The organism is Afifella aestuarii (assembly GCF_004023665.1).
Classification (GTDB): domain Bacteria; phylum Pseudomonadota; class Alphaproteobacteria; order Rhizobiales; family Afifellaceae; genus Afifella; species Afifella aestuarii.
Map to the genome: position 1 here is coordinate 196,584 of NZ_SAUF01000001.1, position 20,823 is coordinate 217,406.

The 20,823-nt window shown below is 63.9% G+C and carries 21 protein-coding genes and 1 tRNA gene; 6 read left to right on the forward strand and 16 right to left on the reverse strand.

Translation table 11 applies throughout. The features are described 5' to 3' along the window. Positions 1-32: 32 nt before the first annotated feature. Complete coding sequence (locus tag EO094_RS00850; protein ID WP_128290474.1) at positions 33-713, forward strand: YggS family pyridoxal phosphate-dependent enzyme; 681 nt, start codon at positions 33-35, stop codon at positions 711-713. Positions 714-734: 21 nt separating this feature from the next. Here the strand turns inward: EO094_RS00850 and EO094_RS00855 are convergent, their stop codons facing one another. After that, positions 735-1,244, reverse strand: coding sequence for a L,D-transpeptidase family protein (locus EO094_RS00855; RefSeq protein ID WP_205649794.1), 510 nt, complete (start codon positions 1,242-1,244; stop codon positions 735-737). Between the two features lie 251 nt (positions 1,245-1,495). On the opposite strand from EO094_RS00855, the gene EO094_RS00860 reads away from it, so the two are divergent. After that, positions 1,496-2,182, forward strand: coding sequence for a response regulator transcription factor (locus EO094_RS00860; RefSeq protein ID WP_128290476.1), 687 nt, complete (start codon positions 1,496-1,498; stop codon positions 2,180-2,182). A 9-nt stretch (positions 2,183-2,191) separates the two neighbouring features. Then, the gene (locus EO094_RS00865; RefSeq protein ID WP_128290477.1) at positions 2,192-2,665 is read left to right on the forward strand and encodes a cyclic nucleotide-binding domain-containing protein; all 474 of its coding nucleotides are present in this window, start codon (positions 2,192-2,194) and stop codon (positions 2,663-2,665) included. Between the two features lie 21 nt (positions 2,666-2,686). On the opposite strand, the gene xth is transcribed toward EO094_RS00865, so the two are convergent. From xth to tesB, 8 genes are all read right to left on the reverse strand, one after another. Beyond that, on the reverse strand, positions 2,687-3,490 hold the full coding sequence (gene xth, locus EO094_RS00870) for an exodeoxyribonuclease III (protein ID WP_128290478.1): 804 nt from the start codon (positions 3,488-3,490) through the stop codon (positions 2,687-2,689). A gap of 297 nt (positions 3,491-3,787) precedes the next feature. Continuing rightward, on the reverse strand, positions 3,788-4,435 hold the full coding sequence (locus tag EO094_RS00875; RefSeq protein WP_128290479.1) for a LolA family protein: 648 nt from the start codon (positions 4,433-4,435) through the stop codon (positions 3,788-3,790). 86 nt (positions 4,436-4,521) lie between these two features. Further along, entirely contained in the window at positions 4,522-6,960 is a 2,439-nt protein-coding gene (locus EO094_RS00880) for an FtsK/SpoIIIE family DNA translocase (RefSeq protein ID WP_246008409.1), read from the reverse strand. Between the two features lie 207 nt (positions 6,961-7,167). Beyond that, positions 7,168-8,520 carry an ammonium transporter gene (locus EO094_RS00885; protein ID WP_128290481.1) on the reverse strand — a complete coding sequence of 451 codons (1,353 nt, stop codon included), beginning with the start codon at positions 8,518-8,520 and terminating at the stop codon, positions 7,168-7,170. 35 nt (positions 8,521-8,555) lie between these two features. Next, positions 8,556-8,894: a P-II family nitrogen regulator gene (locus EO094_RS00890; protein ID WP_092812142.1), complete on the reverse strand. Its 339-nt coding sequence runs from the start codon at positions 8,892-8,894 to the stop codon at positions 8,556-8,558. A 361-nt stretch (positions 8,895-9,255) separates the two neighbouring features. After that, on the reverse strand, positions 9,256-10,563 hold the full coding sequence (locus EO094_RS00895) for an ammonium transporter (protein ID WP_128290482.1): 1,308 nt from the start codon (positions 10,561-10,563) through the stop codon (positions 9,256-9,258). Between the two features lie 32 nt (positions 10,564-10,595). Continuing rightward, positions 10,596-10,934, reverse strand: a complete 339-nt coding sequence (locus EO094_RS00900; RefSeq protein WP_128290483.1) for a P-II family nitrogen regulator — start codon at positions 10,932-10,934, stop codon at positions 10,596-10,598. Between the two features lie 221 nt (positions 10,935-11,155). Next, positions 11,156-12,028 carry an acyl-CoA thioesterase II gene (gene tesB / locus EO094_RS00905; RefSeq protein WP_128290484.1) on the reverse strand — a complete coding sequence of 291 codons (873 nt, stop codon included), beginning with the start codon at positions 12,026-12,028 and terminating at the stop codon, positions 11,156-11,158. A 169-nt stretch (positions 12,029-12,197) separates the two neighbouring features. On the opposite strand from tesB, the gene EO094_RS00910 reads away from it, so the two are divergent. Further along, positions 12,198-13,424, forward strand: coding sequence for a ubiquinone biosynthesis hydroxylase (locus EO094_RS00910; protein ID WP_128290485.1), 1,227 nt, complete (start codon positions 12,198-12,200; stop codon positions 13,422-13,424). 14 nt (positions 13,425-13,438) lie between these two features. Here the strand turns inward: EO094_RS00910 and EO094_RS00915 are convergent, their stop codons facing one another. The 6 genes from EO094_RS00915 to EO094_RS00940 form a co-directional block, all read right to left on the reverse strand. Next, a complete protein-coding gene (locus EO094_RS00915; protein ID WP_128290486.1) occupies positions 13,439-14,083 on the reverse strand; it encodes a TetR/AcrR family transcriptional regulator in 645 nt (214 codons plus the stop codon). A 20-nt stretch (positions 14,084-14,103) separates the two neighbouring features. Next, positions 14,104-14,325, reverse strand: coding sequence for a Trm112 family protein (locus tag EO094_RS00920; protein ID WP_425455817.1), 222 nt, complete (start codon positions 14,323-14,325; stop codon positions 14,104-14,106). Between the two features lie 32 nt (positions 14,326-14,357). Further along, complete coding sequence (locus EO094_RS00925) at positions 14,358-15,032, reverse strand: LON peptidase substrate-binding domain-containing protein (protein ID WP_128290488.1); 675 nt, start codon at positions 15,030-15,032, stop codon at positions 14,358-14,360. Positions 15,033-15,067: 35 nt separating this feature from the next. After that, positions 15,068-16,000, reverse strand: a complete 933-nt coding sequence (gene trxA / locus EO094_RS00930; protein ID WP_128290489.1) for a thioredoxin — start codon at positions 15,998-16,000, stop codon at positions 15,068-15,070. Between the two features lie 62 nt (positions 16,001-16,062). Further along, positions 16,063-16,572: a GNAT family N-acetyltransferase gene (locus EO094_RS00935; protein ID WP_164879505.1), complete on the reverse strand. Its 510-nt coding sequence runs from the start codon at positions 16,570-16,572 to the stop codon at positions 16,063-16,065. Next, a complete protein-coding gene (locus tag EO094_RS00940; protein ID WP_128290490.1) occupies positions 16,562-17,065 on the reverse strand; it encodes a prolyl-tRNA synthetase associated domain-containing protein in 504 nt (167 codons plus the stop codon). The genes EO094_RS00935 and EO094_RS00940 overlap by 11 nt, the downstream gene beginning before the upstream one ends. Before the next feature lie 239 nt (positions 17,066-17,304). Between EO094_RS00940 and EO094_RS00945 the strand changes: the two genes are divergently transcribed. Together EO094_RS00945 and EO094_RS00950 are read left to right on the forward strand one after the other, a co-directional pair. Continuing rightward, positions 17,305-17,379 (forward strand) — tRNA-Gly (locus tag EO094_RS00945). A 582-nt stretch (positions 17,380-17,961) separates the two neighbouring features. Continuing rightward, complete coding sequence (locus EO094_RS00950; RefSeq protein ID WP_128290491.1) at positions 17,962-19,629, forward strand: putative transporter; 1,668 nt, start codon at positions 17,962-17,964, stop codon at positions 19,627-19,629. 13 nt (positions 19,630-19,642) lie between these two features. Here EO094_RS00950 and EO094_RS00955 read toward each other — a convergent pair whose 3' ends face one another. After that, entirely contained in the window at positions 19,643-20,728 is a 1,086-nt protein-coding gene (locus tag EO094_RS00955) for a YeiH family protein (protein WP_246008324.1), read from the reverse strand. Positions 20,729-20,823: the final 95 nt, after the last annotated feature.

Consider the following 20,823-nt stretch of genomic DNA (forward strand, 5'->3'; position numbering starts at 1 on the left):
GCGATCGGTTGTGCGCACAGTGCGGGCAGGACATGGACAAGGCAAACAAAGAGCACGAGGCGTTGGCTGAGATCAGACGCCGGGTGGATACGGCGGCGCGTGAGGCGGGCCGTGATCCTGAAAGCGTGACGCTGGTCGCCGTCAGCAAAACCTTCGATGTGGACGAGATCGAGCCCGTCATCGCCGCTGGCCAGCGCGTCTTCGGCGAGAACCGCGTGCAGGAGGCGGCGGGGAAATGGCCGGCCTTGCGTGAAGCGACGCCGGACGTGACGCTGCATCTGATCGGGCCATTGCAATCGAATAAGGCTTCCCAGGCCGTGGAGCTTTTCGACGCCATCCATTCCGTCGACCGCGACAAGATTGCTGGAGCGATTGCCAAGGAGATCGCGGCCCAGGGTCGATCGCCGGAGCTCTTCGTTCAGGTCAACACCGGCGAGGAGCCGCAGAAGGCGGGCATTGCGCCGCGGGAGACGGCAGATTTCGTCCGACGCTGTCGCGATGTACACGGGCTTGAGATCTCAGGCCTCATGTGCATTCCGCCGTTCGAGGAGGCGCCCGGTCCGCATTTCGCGCTCCTGGCAAAGCTTGCCGGCGAGCTCGGTCTCAAGAAGCTCTCGATGGGCATGAGCGCCGATTTCGAGACGGCGATCGCGCTCGGCGCGACCCATGTGCGCGTCGGCAGCGCGATCTTCGGCTCAAGGCCGCGTCCCTGAGCGGTCGCTCGCTGTCGGTCCTCACACGCGTTTCGGGCGACCGGAGTCTGCCGGCGCCAGGATCACCATCTGCGTCCTCTCCGACAGAAACGGCAGGATCAGGCGCATGGCCGAGCGCGGTATGGCGACACAGCCTTCCGTCGCTTGAAGACCGGGCCGCGCGAGGTGGAAGAAGATGGCACTCCCCATCCGTCGCTGCCGTGGCGCAGTGTTGTGGGAGAGGCCGATCACCGCATCATAGAGCCCGTCCGGTCGCCACATCGCTTCTGCCGAGATGCTGACAGGCAGGCGCACGGCGCGATTGTAGGAGAGCGAGGTTGCCTCGTCGCACCAGCCGTCGCTTCGCCGCAACACGATTGTCGGAAGCTGCGAGCGCGGCATCGGCGGTCTTCTGTCGGGCCGCAGTGCGCACCATTCGAAGACATATCGCCCGATCGGGCTCTTCCCGTCGCCTTCGCGCTTCTGCTTGGCGTGCGTCACGCCAGTGCGGCCGATGGCGCAGCGCAGGGTGAGGCCTCGAAACGTCAGCAAGGCGGCGTGCGCGGGGCTTGGCAACGGCCGCACATAGATATGTTCGGGGAAGGTGGGTTGAGAGGCCGTGCGGCTTGACGCCGCGGCAGCTCGTTTCGGCTGTTTGCGGCGCGATTGCGGGCGAAAGCGGGGGTCGGGAGGCAACATTGTTCAAGAATGCGTGCTTGATGGGCTGAGGTGCAAGGCTGGCGAGGGCAGGGAACTTAGCCTAAATTGCAAAATTGACGATTCCGGGCGGAGATAAGGCGCGAATGACGGCCAGACGAATTCTCATTGTCGATGATGACAAGGAGCTCTGCGGAGCCTTGACCGAGCAGCTCGCGCTTTACGAGGAGTTCGAGCTCGCTTCGGCAACGACCGCCGCAGCCGGCATCAAGAGCGCCAAGGAAACCCATGTCGACCTCATCATCATGGACGTCGAATTGCCGGATATGGACGGACGAGAAGCCGTCAAATTGCTGCGCAAGAGCGGTGTGAATGTTCCGATCGTGATGCTGACCGGGCACGACACCGATTCCGACACCGTGCTCGGCCTTGAGGCCGGGGCCAATGATTACGTCGTGAAGCCATTTCGTTTCGCCGTCCTCCTTGCCCGCATCCGGGCGCATCTGCGCCAGCACGAACAAAGCGAAGATGCGACCTTTGCCATCGGTCCCTACACGTTTCGTCCCGCCGCAAAAGTCCTCCTCGACGCGTCTGGCGGAAAGGTCCGCCTGACGGAAAAAGAGACCGCGATCTTGAAATATCTCTACCGCGCCAGCGAGGCGACGGTGTCACGTGACACGCTTCTTTCGGAAGTGTGGGGCTACAATTCCGGGGTCACCACCCATACGCTCGAGACCCATATCTACCGCCTCAGGCAGAAGATCGAGAAGGATCCTTCGAACGCCGAGATCCTCGTTACCGAGGCCGGCGGCTACAAGCTTGCACGCACCTAGGAGAGCCGCGTGAGCCTCGGATCCGACGTCCAGCTCCTGCACGAATCCGCCTTCTTCAGGGGCTTCGAGGACGATCATCTGCGCTTGATCGCCTTCTCGGCGGAAAGCCGGCATGTGCGCAAAGACGAGGTCGTGGTGGAAGCTGGGCGGCCGCAGCACTCGGCCTATCTCGTCAGTGACGGCCTCCTCCTTGCGCGCAGTGACCGCCGGGGCGGCGAGGAAGAGGGACGACCGGCGCGGCGCTTCGAGCGAGGCGCCCTCATCGGCGATCTCGCACTCATCACCGAAATGAAGGCGCACGAGACCATCGTCGCAGCGGAAAATTCCAGCGTGCTGCAGATCCGCCGGTCGATGTTCAAGCGGCTTCTCGACGAATATCCCGATATCGCCGAAGCCTTGCGCGACAAGCTGACGGAAGGGCTTGCCGACACGGTCGAGGAGATCAAACGGGCCGGGCTACGCCTCGGCACTGCGGGATCATAAGCCCTTCGTTGTCTGGACGTTTCAGGCTTCGGCGAAGGTCGCGATCACGGGCACGTGGTCGGAGGGACGTTCCCAGCCGCGCGCTTCCTTGATGACCTTGATGCCTTGCGCACGGGCGGCCACATCGGTTGCCGCCCAGATATGATCGAGACGTCTCCCACGGTCCGAGGCTTCCCAATTGGGCGAGCGATAGCTCCACCAGGTGAAGAGCTTCTCTTCCGGCGGCACGAAGCGGCGCATGACGTCGACCCACGGGCCGGCCGCCTGGAAGCGCAGGAGCCCCTCCGTTTCGACAGGGGTGTGACTCACGACTTTCAGGAGCTGGCGGTGAGACCAGACATCGGTCTCGAGGGGGGCGATGTTGAGATCCCCCACAAGGATCGAGCCCGGCTGCGCCAGCCTTTCTGCGGCCTGCGTCAATTCCTCGATGAAGGCGAGCTTGTGGGCAAATTTCACGTTCTTGTCGGGGTCCGGCTCGTCGCCACCCGCCGGGACGTAGAAATTGTGCAACGTCACATGCTGCTGGCCGGACTCGACCTTTGCCTCGATGTGACGGCAATCGATGCGGTCGCAGAAATGATTGCGATCGACGCCGAAGAGGGGACGGCGCGAGACGATGGCGACGCCGTTGTAGCCCTTCTGCCCGGAGAGGGCGAGGTGGGGGTAGCCCGCCTCGCGGAAGGCCTTCTCCGGGAAGAGGGCGTCCGGGCATTTGGTTTCCTGCAGGCAGAGCACATCCGGCTGATGCTCGGCAAGAAACTGAAGAATGAGACCGATGCGCAGGCGCACCGAATTGATGTTCCAGGTGGCGATTGAGAGTGACATCTCTTTCGAATGGCCTGCCGCGACACGGAAATCCAGTCGCTGCGCGCGAGGTCAACAGGAAAGCCCAGAGCTTTTCTGAAATAGAAAGGCGCCCAAGCGTGGAGCCTGGGCGCCTTCGCGGGAACGAACCGGATAAAATCCGGCTGATCAGACCCGAGCGAGACGGGGGGCGTTGTATCGGCCGGGTCGATCTCCGCGGCGGAGAGATGGGGCTTCTTGTCGCTGAGACAACCCCAGCTTCCGACACAAAGATTTGTAGCCTGAAAGAAAGGCGAAAAAAATATCTCTCAGAAAGATTTAATCACCAAGAGACCGCTCACGCGCCCGGTTCGTGACGCCGCTGTAGTTGATCTTGAAAAGCTCTGGCGAAAGCGGTCGGCCGGTCTCCACATTGTAGAGCGCGACCGTGGTGTCGAGGCCCTGTGCATCGCGCACCGTCCATTGACGAAGCTCGTAAGTGGACGGATCGAAAAACAATGTGAGCGTCCCGCCGCCGAACTGCGCATCGTCGACGATGACCACCTGGATCAGATCGGATTCGACCTGAACGCCGCGCACCCGGCTCGACTTGGCGAGATTGAGCTGATCGTCGAGGAGGAATTTGAGCGGCGTCTTGGACAAAGGCCACAGATCGTCGGTCTTCATGCTCGCATCGCGCACGAGAACCGATTTGCCGTCCGACTTCACCTTCAACTTGGAGGGTGGGTCGTAGTCGAAAAGGATCCGGCCGGGACGCTCGATATAGAACTTGCCCTGGCTCTTCTCGCCGGTCGGGCCGAACTGGATGAATTCGCCGTGCATCGTCTTGAGATTGGCGAGCTTGGCCGAGATCGACGCTAGCGCCTGCTGCTGGTCTGCGGTGAAGGCAAAGGCGGAGCCGGCGGCGAGGCCGAGCGCCACGACGCCGACGGCCATGGCGGCGAGTGTCTTCGATAGGATGCGCATCAGATCCTCCAAGGATCGCAAAGGTCGTGAACCGGAAATGTCGGGCATGAAAACGGTAAGACCAGCCAAAGGTGGCGGAAATCCGCTCAGGCTGCCTCTTCCCCGACGAGGATCTCACGCTTTCCTGCGTGGTTGGCCGCGCTGATCAGCCCTTCGTTTTCCATGCGCTCGATAATGGAAGCGGCGCGGTTGTAGCCGATCGAAAGCCGCCTCTGGACATATGAGGTCGAGGCCTTGCGGTCGCGCAAGACGATGGCGACCGCCTTGTCGTAGATATCGTTGGAATCGTCGGATCCGGCGAGTGCGTCCCAACCCGTTTCGCCTTCCGCTTCCTCGTCGGTGATGGCGTCGCGGTAATCCGGCACGCCCTGGCCCTTCAGATGCGCCACGACCTCTTCGACCTCCTCGTCGCTGACGAAGGGGCCGTGCACGCGCTGAATGCGACCGCCGCCCGCCATGAAGAGCATATCTCCCTGGCCGAGAAGCTGTTCGGCGCCCTGCTCACCAAGGATGGTGCGCGAATCGATCTTCGAGGTGACCTGGAAGGAGACGCGGGTCGGGAAGTTCGCCTTGATCGTGCCGGTGATGACGTCGACCGAGGGGCGCTGCGTCGCCATGATGACATGAATGCCGGCGGCGCGGGCCATCTGGGCGAGACGCTGCACGGCGCCTTCGATCTCCTTGCCCGCTACGATCATGAGATCGGCCATCTCGTCGATGATGACGACGATATAGGGCATCGGCTCGAGCTCGAGTTCCTCTGTCTCGAAGATCGCCTCGCCCGAATCGTGGTCGAAGCCGGTCTGCACAGTGCGGCGAATCACTTCGCCCTTCTTCTTTGCCGTGGCGATACGCTGGTTGAAGCCGTCGATGTTGCGGACGCCCACCTTCGACATCTGCTTGTAGCGCTCTTCCATCTCACGGACGGTCCATTTGAGCGCGACGACCGCCTTCTTCGGATCGGTGACGACGGGGGTGAGGAGGTGCGGGACGCCGTCATAGACGGAGAGTTCCAGCATCTTCGGATCGATCAGAATCAGGCGGCACTGCTCGGGCGTCAGCCGGTAGAGGATCGACAGAATCATCGTGTTGATCGACACCGATTTACCGGAGCCCGTGGTGCCGGCGACGAGCAGGTGAGGCATCTTGGCGAGATCGGTGATGACGGGCTCGCCGCCGATCGTCTTGCCGAGCGCGAGCGCCAGACGTGCCCGGCTCTTCTCGAAATCGACCGAGCCCAGGATCTCCTTGAGGAAGACGGTTTCACGGCGGGCGTTCGGCAATTCGATGCCGATGACATTGCGCCCGGGGATGACGGCGACGCGGGCGGCGATCGCGCTCATGGAGCGGGCGATGTCGTCGGCGAGGCCGATGACACGGGAGGATTTGATGCCGGGCGCGGGCTCAAGCTCGTAAAGCGTGACGACCGGTCCGGGGCGCACATTGATGATCTCGCCGCGCACGCCGAAGTCTTCCAGGACGCCTTCCAGAGCGCGGGCGTTCTTCTCCAGGGCTGCGGGATCGTGATTGAGGCTGCCCTTGGGGTCCGGATCGGCGAGCATGTGCAGGGGCGGGTGCTCATAGCTGTCTGAGGGCAGAAGCGACGGCTGCGATTCCCGCTTGGCGCGACGGCTCGGCTTCAGCTTCGGCGCCGGCGCGGTGACGAGCGAGGAGGCCTGCGGCTCCTCGTAGGTCTCCTCGTCGTCGTAATCCTCTTCCTCATAGGCGTCGAACGGCATGTCGCTTGCGGCCAGCGAAGGTTCGTGGCGGGTGCCCGCGATGGTGGCCGGGCGCTCGGAACGTTCCAGCGCTGCGCGCACGGCGCGATGCGAGCCGCGACGCAGACCACGGCTCACCGCAGAAAGCGCTGAAAAGCCGTGATGCATGACGAAGCCCGCGACCACGGACAGGCCGCCGCGCGGCGCGTCCTCATCGGAGAGGTCGATGTCGTCTTCGTCCTCGGCTTCATCAAGGGCTGCGGGGGTGTTCATCGGCGCATGGGCCGCGTCACCGATCGGACGGGACTTCGCAGCGGCAAAGAGAAGGCCAAGGCCGATGCCGGTCGCCAGGACGCCGATCGCCGCGCGCATGCCGATGATGAGAGGATCGCCAAAGATCCAGGTCGGCAGGCGCAGCATGATGTCGCCGACGGCGCCGCCGATGCCGATCGGGAGAGGCCATGATTGCGGCACCGGCAGACAGGCGAGTGCCAGCGCGGTAACGGCCGTTCCCGCAAGCCAAAAGCCGATCTGCTGGAAGGGCTGGGCGGGAACGCGCATGCGCAGAAGCGCCAGCGCCAGAAGCGCGGGCGGCAGAAGGAGCGCGATGATGCCGAGCCCGAAGAACTGCATGGCGAGGTCAGCGAAGTTCGCCCCCCATGCCCCTAGGAGATTGCCGACAGGCGCATCGGTGATGTTCGAGAGACTCGGGTCTGCGACCTTCCAGGTGGCCAGAGACAGCACCATCATCGCCAGCAAAAGGAAGAGCACGAAGCCCGCCAGCTGCACGATGCGCCGAACCGCCATGCGACGGAGGGCATAGGTGGAATGGAAAAACTCGCTGCTTGCGCCGAAGGCCATGGGAGATCGTTCGTCCCTGCGTTGGTGGACTTCCGCGACAATAGGCGGGCTGGGTTAAACGCTTGTTAACCAGAGCGGCCCTGAGCGCCCTTGCAAAAGAAAACGGCCCGGGCGTTGTGCCCGGGCCGCATCGCAGAAAGCTTTGTGTGGAATTTAGACGCGCTGCGAGCCGACGCCGAATTCCGGGTAGGCTTCGACGCCGATTTCCACCGCGTCGAGACCCAGAGCCTCTTCTTCCTCGCTGACCCTGAGGCCGACGGTGAATTTGAGGACGAGCCAGATGATGGTGCTGACGACGACGCAGAAGACGCCGATCGAGGCGATGCCGATCGCCTGGGTGACGTAGTTCGTGTCGGCGTTGGACAGCGGCACGATGATCGTGCCCCAGATGCCGGCGACGAGGTGGACCGGGATGGCACCGACGACGTCGTCGATCTTCAGCTTGTCGAGGAGCGGCACGACCAGGACCACGATGAGGCCACCGACGGCACCGACGAAGAGAGCGGTCGGCACGGAGGGGGCGAGCGGTTCGGCCGTGATCGAGACGAGACCGGCGAGGGCGCCGTTGAGGGCCATCGTCACGTCGACCTTCTTGTAGACGACCTGGGTCAGGATCATCGCCACCACGACGCCCGACGCGGCGGCGAGGTTGGTGTTGACGAAGATGCGCGAGATCGCGGAGGCGTTCTCGAAGCCGTCAAGGGCAAGCTGGGAGCCGCCGTTGAAGCCGAACCAGCCGAGCCAGAGAATGAACGTGCCGAGCGTGGCGAGCGGGATCGAGGAGCCGGGGAAGGGGTGCACGGCGCCGTTCGGCCCGAACTTGCCGCGGCGGGCGCCCAGAATGACCGCGCCGGTCAGGGCACACCAGCCACCGACGGAGTGGACGAGCGTGGAACCCGCGAAGTCGGAGAAGCCCATCTCGGACAGCCAGCCACCGCCCCACTGCCAGGAGCCGGTGATCGGATAGATGATGCCGGTCAGGATCACGGTGAAGATCATGAACGGCCACAGCTTGATGCGCTCGGCGAGCGTGCCGGAGACGATGGAGGCTGCGGTGGCGCAGAAGACCATCTGGAAGAACCAGTCTGACGCAGCCGCATAATCGCCGCTCGTCTCACTGGCCGGATCCGGGATCGCCTTCGGGATCGGGACGCCGAAATAGCCGCCGTCCACGTTCATGTACATGAGGTTGTAGCCGATCACCCAGAACATCAGGCCGGCGACCGAGTAGAGGCCGATGTTCTTGAGGCACTGCATGGAGACGTTCTTGGAGCGTACGAGCCCCGCCTCCAGCATGGCGAAGCCTGCTGCCATCCACATCACGAGGAAGCCCGTGACGAGGAAAGAAAACGTGTTGAAGGTGAAAGCGATAGCCGCCGCATCGGCGGCCGGAGCAGCCTCGGCCGCAGGCGCTGCAGCGTCCTGTGCCAGGGCCGGCTGCACGGCGGCGATGGCGGCAATGGCCGCAATCGCCGGCACCGCCTTAAGCCAGTGTTTGTTCTTCATGAAGTGTCCCTCTCTCCCGTTCTCCGACGTCATCGTCAGAGAGCCTCCGCGTCGGTTTCCCCGGTGCGGATGCGCACCGCCTGTTCGACGTTGACGACGAAGATTTTGCCGTCGCCGATCTGGCCGCTCTTGGCGGCGGCGGCGATCGCCTCCACCACCCGATCCGCATTGGCGGAATCGACGACGACCTCGATCTTCAGTTTGGGCAGGAAGCTCACCGCGTATTCTGCGCCGCGGTAGATTTCCGTGTGCCCCTTTTGCCGGCCGTAACCCTTCACTTCCGTCACGGTGAGGCCCTGCACCCCAAGCTCCGTGAGGGCTTCACGCACCTCGTCGAGCTTGAAAGGTTTGATGATCGCAATGATCAATTTCATCTCGGTCACAATCTCCCTTTGGCTGGGCCGGCGTGCGGCCGACCATCCGGACGACGCGTCTGGACCGCCGCCTTACGCGCCTTTCTTTACAAGCCGCGTGCCAGAATCGGGAACAATTTGCTAAGTGCCGTGAGTCACTTACGGAATCCCCACAAACTGGAGCGGTTTGCAGGTCGCGTCGTGAAAATTGCCTACGAGATGTGCAAAATTGCCATTTTGCTTAAAGTTGCGCCAGTCAATACGGCAGCAGGGCGGCGCAAAGACGGCAGAAGAGAGTAGTGGGGCTGGTCTCTTCGCCAAGGGCAAAAATAAAACCCGGCCGCAGCGCGGCCGGGTCCTTCGATAACGTGCTCGCGGGTGATTACTGAACCACTTCGCCGTGAAGATTGACGTCGAGACCCTCGGTTTCGACTTCCGGCGAGACGCGGGTGCCGACCGTGATATCGATGACTTTCAGGATCACGAACGAGCAGATGGCCGTCCAGGCGATCGTCGCCGCGATGCCGTAGACCTGCGTCATCACCTGGCCCGCATTGCCTTCGATGAGGCCCGGCGTGCCGCCGATCGCTTCGCGGGCGAAGACGCCGGTCAGAAGAGCTCCGACGATGCCGCCGACAGCGTGGACGCCGAAGGCGTCGAGCGAATCGTCATAGCCGAGCATCGGTTTCAGCCAGACCACCGCCCACAGGCAGACGAGGCCGGCGGCAGCGCCGATGATGAGCGCCCCGGTCGGATCGACGAAGCCCGAGGCCGGGGTGATGGCGACGAGGCCTGCCACGGCGCCGGAAATGATGCCGAGGACGCTCGGTTTGCCGCGCACGGCCCATTCGCCGAACATCCAGGCAAGAGCAGCAGTCGCCGTGGCGATCTGCGTCACCGCCATCGCCATGCCGGCAGTGCCGTTGGCGGCCAGCGCGGAGCCTGCGTTGAAGCCGAACCAGCCGACCCACAGAAGCGAGGCACCGATGATCGACAGGACGAGGTTGTGCGGCGCCATGTTCTCCGAGCCGAAGCCGCGGCGTTTGCCGAGAACGAGGGCTGCCACGAGGCCGGCGACACCGGCATTGATGTGGACGACCGTGCCGCCCGCGAAGTCGAGCACGCCCGCATTGGCAAGAAAGCCGCCGCCCCAGACCCAATGGGTGACGGGGGCATAAACGATGAGGCTCCACAAGCCGATGAACCACAGCATGGCCGAGAACTTCATGCGGTCGGCGAAAGCGCCAGTGATGAGGGCCGGCGTGATGATGGCGAAGGTCATCTGGAAGGTCATGAAGACCGTCTCGGGGATGGTGCCGCTCAAGGCGTCGCTGCCGACGCCCGCCAGAAGCATTTTCGACAAGCCGCCGACATAGGCGTTGAAGGCGCCCCCGTCGGTGAAGGCCAGCGAATAGCCGCATACCATCCAAAGAACCGTCGCCAGGCAGCAGATGGCGAAGCTTTGCATGGCGGTTGCCAGAACGTTCTTTTTACGCACCATGCCGCCGTAAAACAGCGCGAGCCCGGGTATCGTCATCATCAGCACGAGTGCGGTCGATGTCAGCATCCAGGCGGTGTCGCCGCTGTCGAGAGCGGGCTCGGTCGCGTCCTGGGCCCAACTCGGCTCGACACCGAGCAAGGCAAAGGCGCCGATCAGGCCCGCCCCCCATAAAATTCCCCGCTTGTTCATTGACTGTCCTCTCTCCCAAAAGCCTGTTGCCGTCAGAGCGCCTCGTTGTCGGTCTCTCCCGTGCGGATGCGGACCGCCTGTTCGACGTTGACGACGAAAATCTTGCCGTCGCCAATTTGACCGCTTTCGGCGGCGGCCGTGATGGCTGCGACCGCGCGGCTCGCGCTCGCAGCCTCGACGACGACTTCGATCTTCAGCTTCGGCAGAAAGCTGACTGCATATTCCGTGCCGCGGTAAACTTCCGTGTGTCCCTTCTGGCGTCCGTAGCCCTTCACCTCAGAGACGGTGAGGCCCTGGACGCCGATTTCGGTAAGGGCATCGCGCACTGCATCGAGCCGGAACGGCTTGATGATCGCCATGATCAGTTTCATCGCTTCGATCTCCCCAGCTGCGGCGGCGCGGGCGAGGCTCAGCGCTGCCCGTTCTTTGTGCCGCCGTGGTTGCGCCTGCCACTATCGACGCTCCCGCAAGGATGCGGGCTGCGGCATAATGCTTGAGCATTCGCCGCGCCGACGGGCAGGGCTTCTCTGGGTTCTGGAGAGGTGAAAGATGCGATCCGCGCCCTCAGGCGCGTCAGTTGCCTAAGAAAGCATCACTCTTTTCGCGGGCGTGGCCGGATGAGACCTTCCTGGGCAACGGAGGCCACGAGCGTGCCGTCACGCGTGTAGATCGCGCCCAGCGACAGGCCGCGGGCGGAGGAGGCCGACGGACTCGTCTGGGTGTAGAGAAGCCAGTTGGTGGCGTCGAAGGGGCGATGGAACCACATCGCGTGGTCGAGGCTTGCCACCTGCATGTCGACGGAGAAAACCGAACGTCCATGCGGAAAGAGCGCCGTATCGAGGAGCGTCATATCCGAGGCGTAAGCGAGGGCGCATTTGTGCAGGGCGCTGATGGCCGGGATCGGCCCGTTGGCGCGGAACCACACGTCCTGGCGCGGCGGCAGGGCGCGTCGCGCCACGTAATGATCGAGATCGACGGGGCGGAACTCGATCGGGCGCTCGCGGCTCCAATAGGCTTTGACCGCGTCGGGCGCCTGGCTCTTCATCACCAGCTCTTTGAACTCTGCCTCCGACATCAAATCCTCAGGGGCCGGCACGTCCGGCATGGGCCGTTGATGCTCAAAGCCGCCTTCTTCCTTCTGGAAGGACGCCGACATGGTGAAGATCGCTTCGCCATGCTGGACGGCGATGACGTTGCGGGTCAAAAAGCTCGAGCCGTCCCGGATGCGGTCGACCTCGTAGATGATCGGGACCGTGGGATCGCCGGGGCGCAGGAAATAGCCGTGCAGCGAATGGGCGTGCCGGTCGAGGGGCGCCGTGCGCGTGGCCGCGACCAATGCCTGTCCGATCACCTGGCCCCCGAAGACGCGCTGCCAACCCGACTGCGGGCTGCGGCCCCTAAAGAGGTTGTGCTCCAGCGTCTCCAGGTCGAGAATGTCGAGCAAGGTTTGAATTCCGTCCGTCATGTTGATGAACCCGGAGCATAATCCTAAGGCGGGATCGGCAGAGCCGAAGCGGGCGCAACCGTTGTCGCGCGGCGCCTGGAAGTCAAGAAGGGCGTAAGTCAAGCAGGGCGAAAGCCTGAACAGAGATGGCGGCGTGGCCGTCGCGGATAATTGGAAGAAGAGGGCGAGAATGGCGGACAGCAAGCGTGCGGATGTGGTGATTGCGGGTGGTGGGTCGGCCGGGCTTACGGCGGCGCTTGCCATCAAGCGCGGCGCGCCGGACCTCGATGTCATGCTCATCGATGCCGCCGGGAGAAAACCTGCCGGCGCCGATCAAAGGGCCTCTGCGATCGCGGCGGCTGCCAAGCGCATGCTCGAGACGCTCGGTGTCTGGGGGCACGTGGCCGACGAGGCGCAGCCGATCAACGCCATGGAGATCACCGACAGCGCCACCGGCGATGCCGTGCGCCCGATTTTCCTCACCTTCCAGGAGCCGCTCTCCGATGGCGAACCCTTCGCGCATATGGTGCCGAATGGCGTTTTGACCGGGGCCTTGCAGGACGCGAGCGTTGCGGCGGGCATTGAGATCGTCGCCCCGGAGACGGTGCGGGATTTCACCGTCGAGGGAAGCTCAGTCGCGCTTTCGCTTGGTTCCGGCAAACGGGTCGATGCGCGCCTTCTCGTCGCCGCCGACGGCGTGCGATCGGGGCTGCGTGGCAAGGCCGGGATCGCCACCGTCTCCTGGCGCTACAAGCAGATGGCGATCGTGGTCACGGTCGCGCATGAGCGGCCCCATCACGGTGTCGCCCGGGAGCATTTTCTGCCCTCAGGGCCCTTTGCCATTCTGCCGCTCAAGGGCAATCGTTCCTCTCTCGTCTGGACCGAGCGCGAGGCCGACGCCAAAAAGCTCCTCGCCGAAGACGAGTTCGTGTTTCAGATCGAGCTGGAGCGGCGCTTCGGCCATCATCTTGGCGAGCTTTCGCTCGACGGTCCGCGGCAGGGCTATCCGCTCGGGCTCACGCTGGCGCGCGATTTCGTGCGTCCGCATTTCGCGCTTCTCGGCGATGCGGCGCACGGCATTCATCCGGTTGCCGGCCAGGGACTCAATCTCGGTTTCCGGGATGCGGCGGCGCTTGCGGAGATCGTTGTCGATGCCAATCGACTCGGTCTCGATATCGGGCATATCGAGACCTTGAAGCGCTATGAACAATGGCGCCGGTTCGACAGCTGGCAGATGGGCGTGACGACCGATGTCCTCAACCGGCTCTTCTCCAAGGAAAACAAGATGCTGCGGACGGCCCGCTCGGTCGGCCTCGGGATCGTCGACCGTCTGCCCTTCCTGAAGCAGAATTTCATCAAAGAGGCGGCTGGCCTTGGCGGCGAACTGCCCCGGCTGATGCGCGGCGAGGCGCTTTAGCGCGGGCGAATGCGCTAGAAGCCTGTCGTTCGTCCCGGAGCGGCTGAGAGCGGAGCTCCAGCTCTCTCGCCACTGAGGTTCTGTCGTGCCGCCTCGCGGAAAAGCTCGCGCATATCCTGAAGCGCCTGCCTGAGCGGTGCCTCGTCGCGGCGCGCTTCGGCGAGGGCAATGCCGCCCTGCCACAGAATCAAGGCTTTGGCCGCAGATGCCTGAGCGTCGGCCGGGCTCGCGCCGATGCGTGCCAGCTCGTTTGTGAGCCATGCTTCAAGATGGGCGAGGATTGCGGCGGCCCGTGCCGATGCCTCGGGAGCCGGATCGCGAAACTCCGCCGAGGCTCTGCGGATCGGACAGCCGCGCTCGGTGCGTGTGGCGACGGAATGCGAGAGAAGATCGACGAGGGCGACGAGACGCGCGTCAGGGGCGTCCGCCGCTTCGGCGATCTCCTCGAGCGCCGCTTGCATCTGCTCGGCCATGATTGCTGCGACGGCCTCGGCGAGAGCCGCCTTGGAGCGAAAATAATAATAGATGTTGCCGAGCGGAACGCCCGCTGCCGCTCCGATCTCGGCGAGCGAGGTCGTCGCAAAACCCTTCTGCCAGAAGAGATCGGCAGCGGCGTTGACGAGCCGCTCGCGGCTTTCCGCGCCGCGCTTTTTTGCCACCTGCGCCCCCCTGCTTCCGCCTAATCTTCCAGGCGACGGGCCTCTTCTTCAAGCAGAATCGGAATGCCGTCGCGGATCGGATAGGCAAGCCTGGCAGCGCGGCTGACGAGCTCCTGTCGCTCGCGATCGTATTCGAGCGTCGTGCGGGTGACCGGGCAGACGAGAATTTCCAAGAGCTTCGGATCGACCTGACGCCGGCTTGACGTTTCATCCGGCGGTCTGGCGGCCTCTTCGCGCATCATCCTCTCCTCCTGCATGTTCTCGTCTCGACCCACTATTGCACGGGTGCCTGATCGTGCGAGCCTGCCAGCGACAATTCGGCGATGGCGATCAACGTCTCCGCCCGCTCTTTCAGGCTCGGTGCCTCCAGAAGCGCCTGCTTTTCGGCTGGGCCCCACGGGCTCATCATGCACAAAGCTGTGAGCAGGCCGACATTCGAGGCGCGTTCGACGCTTTCCCAATCGGCTTCGAGGTCATGGGCGGTGAGATAGCTGCGGAACGCCGAAAGAAGGGCCGTCCGATCGATCTCCTCCTCGCCCTGGCGCGGCTGAAGATCGGACGTGAACTTCTCAAAACACACCTGACAGGCGCGGTAGTCGGCTTCCGTTTCAAGCTCCTGCCGGATCACGAAGCGCGATACGCCGGTGAGGGTCACGAGATAGCGTCCATCACCCGTTTCGGCGATCTGGGTCAGCCGCCCGGCGCAGCCCACCTGGCAGAGAGGGGCCGTGTGACAATCCTCACTGCACCCGATCACCGGCTGGATCATCCCGATGAGCCGCTCTCCGCGCAGCGCGTCGTCGATCATGGCGACGTAGCGCGGCTCGAAGATGTTCAGCGGCAATTGCCCGCTCGGCAGCAGCAAGGCGCCGGAGAGCGGGAACACCGGGATCCTGTCGGGAAGGTCGGATGGATCTCTGTAACAGCGATTTCCGGCCTGGATGGCCATTCGCAACACCTCGTCAAATGCTTTCCAGTCTAGAACTAGGCGAAAAGCAGAGACGACAAGCGCTGACGGGACTTAGCCGTCGCCGGATCCTTGTTTCCCCAGGCTTCGAAGAACTGCACAAGCTGCTTGCGCGCCGCCTGATCGTTCCATTCGCGGTCGCGGCGCACGATCTCGAGGAGACATTCCGCCGCGCCCATGCGATCGCCACGTGCATTGAGGATGAGTGCCAGGTCGAAGCGCGCCTGATGGTCTGCGGGATCCTGCTCGAGCCGTGCTTTGAGGGCGTTGGGATCGCCGAGGCTTTCAGATTGCTCCGCCAGTTCGAGCGCTGCGCGCGCCTGCACGAGAGCTTCGTTGTTGGCGAGCGCTGGTTCGATCCCGTCGAGTAGCGCCCGTGCCGCATCGAGATTGTGGAGGCTGATCTCGCAGCGGACGAGGCCGGCCAGGGCTGCCGCGTTCTCCGGCTCTTCCTGCAGTGTCTGGGCATAGAGATTGGCAGCCCCTGCCGGATTGCCGCCTTCCAGTTCGGCATCTGCCGCGGCGAGGGCTGCCTCGGCGGAGCTCGGTCCGACGGGTCCCGCAATCCGCTGCAGGAAATCCATGACCTGGCTTTCGGGAAGAGCGCCCATGAAGCCGTCGAGAGGCTGGCCGTCCTTGAACGCGATCACGGCCGGGATGGAGCGAATCCCGAGCTGGCCGGCGATCTCCGGGTGATCGTCGATGTTCATCTTGACGAGCTTCACCTTGCCGCGGGCCTTCTTCACCGCGGCTTCGAGGATCGGCGTCAGCTGCTTGCACGGGCCGCACCAGGGGGCCCAGAAATCGACCAGAACCGGAACCTCGCGCGAGGCCTCCATGACGTCGGCGCGAAAGGCCTGCGTGGTGGTCTCCTTGATGAGACCGGAGGTGTCGTTTTGGGACTGCGGGGCGCTCGTCTGGCCGCCGAGGATGAATCCTTCTGCGCTCATTTGCGGCTTCCTTCCATGTGTCGTGGCGATATGTGGCGATCGTAGCCGGGAAAGCAATCGGGTCAGGCGTCGCCTTGAGGGGCGATGTCGCCGCGCGCCCGCCTGTCGCTCGAGCTTTCATCGCAGAGGGCGAGTTCAAGGATGGGTCGTGTCCATGAGACGGGCCCGGACGCTGGCTCCTGACCAACGACCCGCGCGCCCATCTTTTCGTAGAAGGCCTGCGCCGGCGGATGCGAGATGATCTTGATGGCTCGGATGCCGCGCGCGGCCGCTTCACGCTTCAAATCGGCGATGAGGGCCGCGCCCAGCCCGGTTCCCTGCGCCTCGTTGGCGACGAAGAGGAGATCGAGTTCCGGCGCCGGCGTCGTCGTCAGGCTGTAATAGCCCAGGATTTTGCCGGCCTGTTCCGCCAGGATGAAGATGTCCTTGGCGATCTGGGCTTCACTGATCGCATAGCCGTCGAGCATCGCCCGGTAGTGCCCGCGATAGGCGGCGGAGGCCTGCGTCAGGGCGTTGAGGGCGGCGCGGTCCTGCTTTTCAGCGCGACGCAGGATGATCGGATCAGGCCGCATCGCCGGATGCGGCCAGGATTTGCGGCTCGTGGCCGGTCGCCTTCAGAAAAGTGAAGAGATCGTCACGGCCGATCTTGGTCGTCGCGGTGTTTTCCAGCGGATGGAAATTCAGGACGTCGTAGGAGAGGAGAGACTCGTCCAGGAGAACAGTGACGCGTCCCGCCTCGTCGTTGATGACGGAAAACGGTGTGACGGAGCCCGGACGCACGCCCAAGAGCTCCTCCAAAAGCTCCGGCTTGCCGAAGGAGAGGCGCGCCGATCCGAGCCGCTTATGAAGCGTCTTCATATCGATCTCGGCATCTTCCTTGGCCACGAGTAGAAAGATCTGGTCCTTCTTGTCCTTCAAGAAGAGGTTCTTGGTGTGGGCGCCCTCGATCGTGCCGCGCAGGCGTTTCGATTCCTCCACGGTGAAGAGCGGCGGGTGTTCCATCGTTTCCGTCGAAATGCCGATCTCTTCGAGGAACGCCATCAGTTCGGCGCGACCTTTCGCCATGTCTCTTGCCCCGCAAGCTTCGTAAAGGCGTCGCCATAACCAAGGCCGGACACGGGCACAAGGCAAGGCGGCGGCGACAGCCCCGGCGGGCTGTGCGCAGGAGAGGGGAGGGCGGAAGAGCGGCCGATCTCAGCCCGAGAAAATTGTTCTCGCGATCAACGCATTTCAGGTGTTGCAATGGCCAATCGCTTGCGCCATATAGGCGACCGCTCCCGCCGCACGGCGGTGCAGCGATGGATGCGGGTGTAGCTCAGGGGTAGAGCACAACCTTGCCAAGGTTGGGGTCGTGGGTTCGAATCCCATCGCCCGCTCCAGTTTTCTCGTGATTTCGCGTCCAGCAAATCACGCGCGTCGCGAGGCTTACCTCAGCGGGCACCGTATTTGCTCGCATCGGCGTATCGACCGCGCGGCAATCCATTTCCTCTCCCGCCATTCGCTTCTTCGCAAAGGCTGCCCAACGCTGCCTGGGTCTTGGCGCGTCTTCGCGGGGCCGCCGTTCTTCCGGCCTTGTCGGCGATTGCTCTGGTGGCGGGAAGCAAGGCGCCGGACGCTGTCGACCCTCGGCCTTGAATGGCCGCCTCAAATCGCCGATGCTCGCGCCTCCCGCCATAGGCTGCCGAGTGAGACGTGATCGCCCCACCCGACTTGCACCAGACCGACGCGTTTTTCGTGGTTGAGGCCTCGATGGCGGAGATGTCGCGTCGGGCCGACGATGACGGGAGGCCAGTCGCCGTGCTAGAGGCGGCGCGCGCGGTGTTCGCTTCGAGATCCCGCCGCGGATCGCCGCCGCAAGGTCCGGCCCAGCACGCAGGCGGAAGGTCCCTGTCGGGTTTCAAGGCAGATGTCTGCGTAGTCGCGGGCTCCTCTTCCCCTCTGCCCGCCAGCGGACCTTCGTGATGGATTTTTCCGCCCTCCTTTCCGGCCTCGATCCCGTCGCAAGCGGCCTCGTGGTGCTTTGCCTCGTCGCCGTCACCGGCCTTGCTCTCGGCAATGTGCGGATCGGCTCCGTCTCCCTCGGCATTGGCGGTGTGCTCTTCGCCGGCATCGTCTGGGGCCATCTCGGCTTCACCGTCGATCCGGAAGTGGCGCATTTCCTGCGGGAATTCGGCCTCATCCTCTTCGTCTACTCGATCGGCATCCAGGTCGGGCCGGGCTTCTTTTCGGCGCTCAAGCGCTCCGGCCTCGCGCTCAACGGGCTCGCTGCCGGTCTCGTCTTTCTCTCCATTATCGTCGCGGCCGCATTGCACCTCATCGTGGGCGTGCCTCTGCCGGTGATGCTCGGCCTGATGTCCGGGGCGACGACCAACACGCCGTCGCTCGGTGCCGCCACCCAGATGCTGACGAGCGTCGGCGCGGGTCCGGAGGCGCTCGCCGCGCCCGCGCTCGGCTATGCCGTCGCCTATCCGTTCGGCATTCTCGGCATTCTCCTGACCATGGGGATCGTGCGAGCCGTCCTGCGCATTCGGCCCGAAGCCGAGCAGGCGGCCTTCGAAGCGGAGCGGGCGGCGAAGCAGCAGGGACTGCAGACCGTCAACGTCAAGGTCACCAACCGCAACATGCAGGGGCTGACGATCGGCACCCTGCCGGGGCTCGAAGAGATGAGCCTCATTGTTTCACGCATCATGCGCGACGGTATCGTGGAGGTCGCGCATCCGGAGACGGAGGTGCGGCTCAACGATGTCCTTCTTCTCGTCGGCCCGGCGGAGAAACTGCCCGGTATGGTCCGCATCCTCGGCCAGCAGGCGAAAACCGATCTGAAGGCGATCCCGTCCGACGTGAAGTGGAAGCGCTTCGTCGTCACAAATTCCAACGTCTTCGGGGCCTCTCTCGGCAGCCCCGATCTCCTGCACCGCCACGATGTCGTCATCAGCCGGGTCACGCGCTCCGGCATCGAGCTCGCCCCGCATGACGGGCTGCGCCTGCAATTCGGTGATATCTGCACGGTCATCGGCCATCCGGGAAACCTCGACAAGGCCGCCCAGGTCCTCGGCAACCGCAGTCAGGCTCTGGAGCAGGTGCAGATCCTGCCGATCTTCCTCGGCATTGCGCTCGGTGTTCTCTTCGGCTCCATCCCGGTCGCTTTTCCGGGCATGCCGGCGCCGGTGAAGCTCGGGCTTGCGGGCGGCCCGCTCGTCGTCGCCATCATCCTGTCGCGCCTCGGCCATATCGGCCCGCTCGTCTGGTTCATGCCGTCGAGTGCCAATCACGCCTTGCGCGAGATCGGCATCGTGCTCTTTCTCGGCATCGTCGGGCTCAAGGCGGGTGAGAGTTTTGTCTCCATCCTCGTGGAGGGCGACGGGCTCATCTGGCTCCTTTATGGCGCCCTCATCACCATCATCCCGCTTCTCATCATCGGCTTCATCGGCCGCCTCGTCGTGCGGCTCAATTACCTGACATTGTGCGGGCTTCTCGCCGGCAGCATGACCGATCCGCCGGCGCTCGCCTTCGCCAATGCCATCCGTCCCTCCGAGGCGCCGTCGCTCGCCTATGCGACGGTCTATCCGCTCGTCATGGTGCTGCGCATCCTGGCGCCGCAGGTCCTCGTCCTGATCTTCTGGTTCTGAGGCGGCCGCAGTCTCAGAAGAAAAGCTTCACCAGAGTAAGGCTGAACGTCGAGATGAAAAGGAAGGCGAGGAGGCCGAGAAGCGCAGGGCGCAGGCCTTCCGCCTTGAGCTTGCGCACATCCGTCTCAAGCCCCATCGCGGCGAGCGCCATCGACAGAAGAAAGGTCGTGGCAAGCGCGATCTCGCTTTTGGCGGTCTCCGGGATTTCCACGAGGCTGTTGACGCCGACGAGGGCGATGAAGCCGAGCACGAACCAGGGGACTGGCGCGCGGGCGGCAGAATTGCCAGAGGCGGCGAGACGCTCGCGGGCGAGAATGCCGAGGCCGAGCACGACGGGTGCCAGCATCATTACCCGCGACAGCTTGGCGATGGTGCCGAATTCGCCGGCCTCCGCACCGTTCTGATAGGCGGCCGCGACCACCTGGGCGATCTCGTGCACCGAGGCTCCGGTCCACAGCCCGAATGCATGCGGTCCGAGACCTAAGAGCGGAGCGAGGAACGGGTAGGCGAACATCGCGATCGAGCCGAAGATGGTGACGCAGGCGACCGCATAGGCGACGTCCTCGTCATGGGCGTTGGTCACGGTGTTGGTGGCGATGACGGCGGAGGCCCCGCAGATCGACGTGCCGGCGGCGATCAATTCGGCGAGCTTGCGTTCCACACCGAGCTTTTTCCCGCACCAGACTGTGAAGGTGAAGGTCGAAAGAAGCGTTGCGATGATGATGGCGACCCCGGTTCCGCCGACCTCGATCACCTGCGCAGCCGTCAGCTGCAGGCCGAGCAGAACGATGGCGAAGCGGAGGATGCGGCGCATGGAAAAGCCGACGCCCGGTTTGGCGACGGCTGGCGTGCCGATGAGATTGTGAAACAGAATACCGATGAGGATCGCAATGATCATCGGGCTGAAGGCGCCAAGCCCTGGCAGCTGACGAAGCCCGAAGGCTGCCGCTGCGATCGCCGCGGCGAGACCCACGCCGGGGAGGACGCCGTCGAAAAACGAGCTGGGTGTCTCGCTCGCCGACGCGACGAGGGATTCGTCTCGGTCTGCGTCGACAAAGGTCTCTGCGGTGATTTCGGGTTCGTCGCTCAATGCGGTCAAGATCGGTCTCCGTCCGGGAGACCGATCTTTCGCATCTGTCGCTTCAATCACTCCAACGCATAATTTTGGTTGTAATGATCAAACTTATCCATGAG

Excerpts from the sequence above, each read along its gene's own strand:
- EO094_RS00910 (WP_128290485.1), top strand. The coding sequence starts at position 12,198 with ATGGCGGACAGCAAGCGTGCGGATGTGGTGATTGCGGGTGGTGGGTCG.
- EO094_RS00950 (WP_128290491.1), top strand. The coding sequence starts at position 17,962 with ATGGATTTTTCCGCCCTCCTTTCCGGCCTCGATCCCGTCGCAAGCGGC.
- tesB (WP_128290484.1), bottom strand. The coding sequence starts at position 12,028 with ATGACGGACGGAATTCAAACCTTGCTCGACATTCTCGACCTGGAGACG.
- EO094_RS00940 (WP_128290490.1), bottom strand. The coding sequence starts at position 17,065 with ATGGCGAAAGGTCGCGCCGAACTGATGGCGTTCCTCGAAGAGATCGGC.
- xth (WP_128290478.1), bottom strand. The coding sequence starts at position 3,490 with ATGTCACTCTCAATCGCCACCTGGAACATCAATTCGGTGCGCCTGCGC.
- EO094_RS00880 (WP_246008409.1), bottom strand. The coding sequence starts at position 6,960 with ATGGCGGTTCGGCGCATCGTGCAGCTGGCGGGCTTCGTGCTCTTCCTT.
- EO094_RS00890 (WP_092812142.1), bottom strand. The coding sequence starts at position 8,894 with ATGAAATTGATCATTGCGATCATCAAACCTTTCAAGCTCGACGAGGTG.
- EO094_RS00860 (WP_128290476.1), top strand. The coding sequence starts at position 1,496 with ATGACGGCCAGACGAATTCTCATTGTCGATGATGACAAGGAGCTCTGC.
- EO094_RS00900 (WP_128290483.1), bottom strand. The coding sequence starts at position 10,934 with ATGAAACTGATCATGGCGATCATCAAGCCGTTCCGGCTCGATGCAGTG.
- EO094_RS00875 (WP_128290479.1), bottom strand. The coding sequence starts at position 4,435 with ATGCGCATCCTATCGAAGACACTCGCCGCCATGGCCGTCGGCGTCGTG.
- EO094_RS00895 (WP_128290482.1), bottom strand. The coding sequence starts at position 10,563 with ATGAACAAGCGGGGAATTTTATGGGGGGCGGGCCTGATCGGCGCCTTT.
- EO094_RS00925 (WP_128290488.1), bottom strand. The coding sequence starts at position 15,032 with ATGGCCATCCAGGCCGGAAATCGCTGTTACAGAGATCCATCCGACCTT.
- EO094_RS00850 (WP_128290474.1), top strand. The coding sequence starts at position 33 with ATGGACAAGGCAAACAAAGAGCACGAGGCGTTGGCTGAGATCAGACGC.
- EO094_RS00885 (WP_128290481.1), bottom strand. The coding sequence starts at position 8,520 with ATGAAGAACAAACACTGGCTTAAGGCGGTGCCGGCGATTGCGGCCATT.
- EO094_RS00935 (WP_164879505.1), bottom strand. The coding sequence starts at position 16,572 with ATGCGGCCTGATCCGATCATCCTGCGTCGCGCTGAAAAGCAGGACCGC.
- EO094_RS00920 (WP_425455817.1), bottom strand. The coding sequence starts at position 14,325 with ATGATGCGCGAAGAGGCCGCCAGACCGCCGGATGAAACGTCAAGCCGG.
- trxA (WP_128290489.1), bottom strand. The coding sequence starts at position 16,000 with ATGAGCGCAGAAGGATTCATCCTCGGCGGCCAGACGAGCGCCCCGCAG.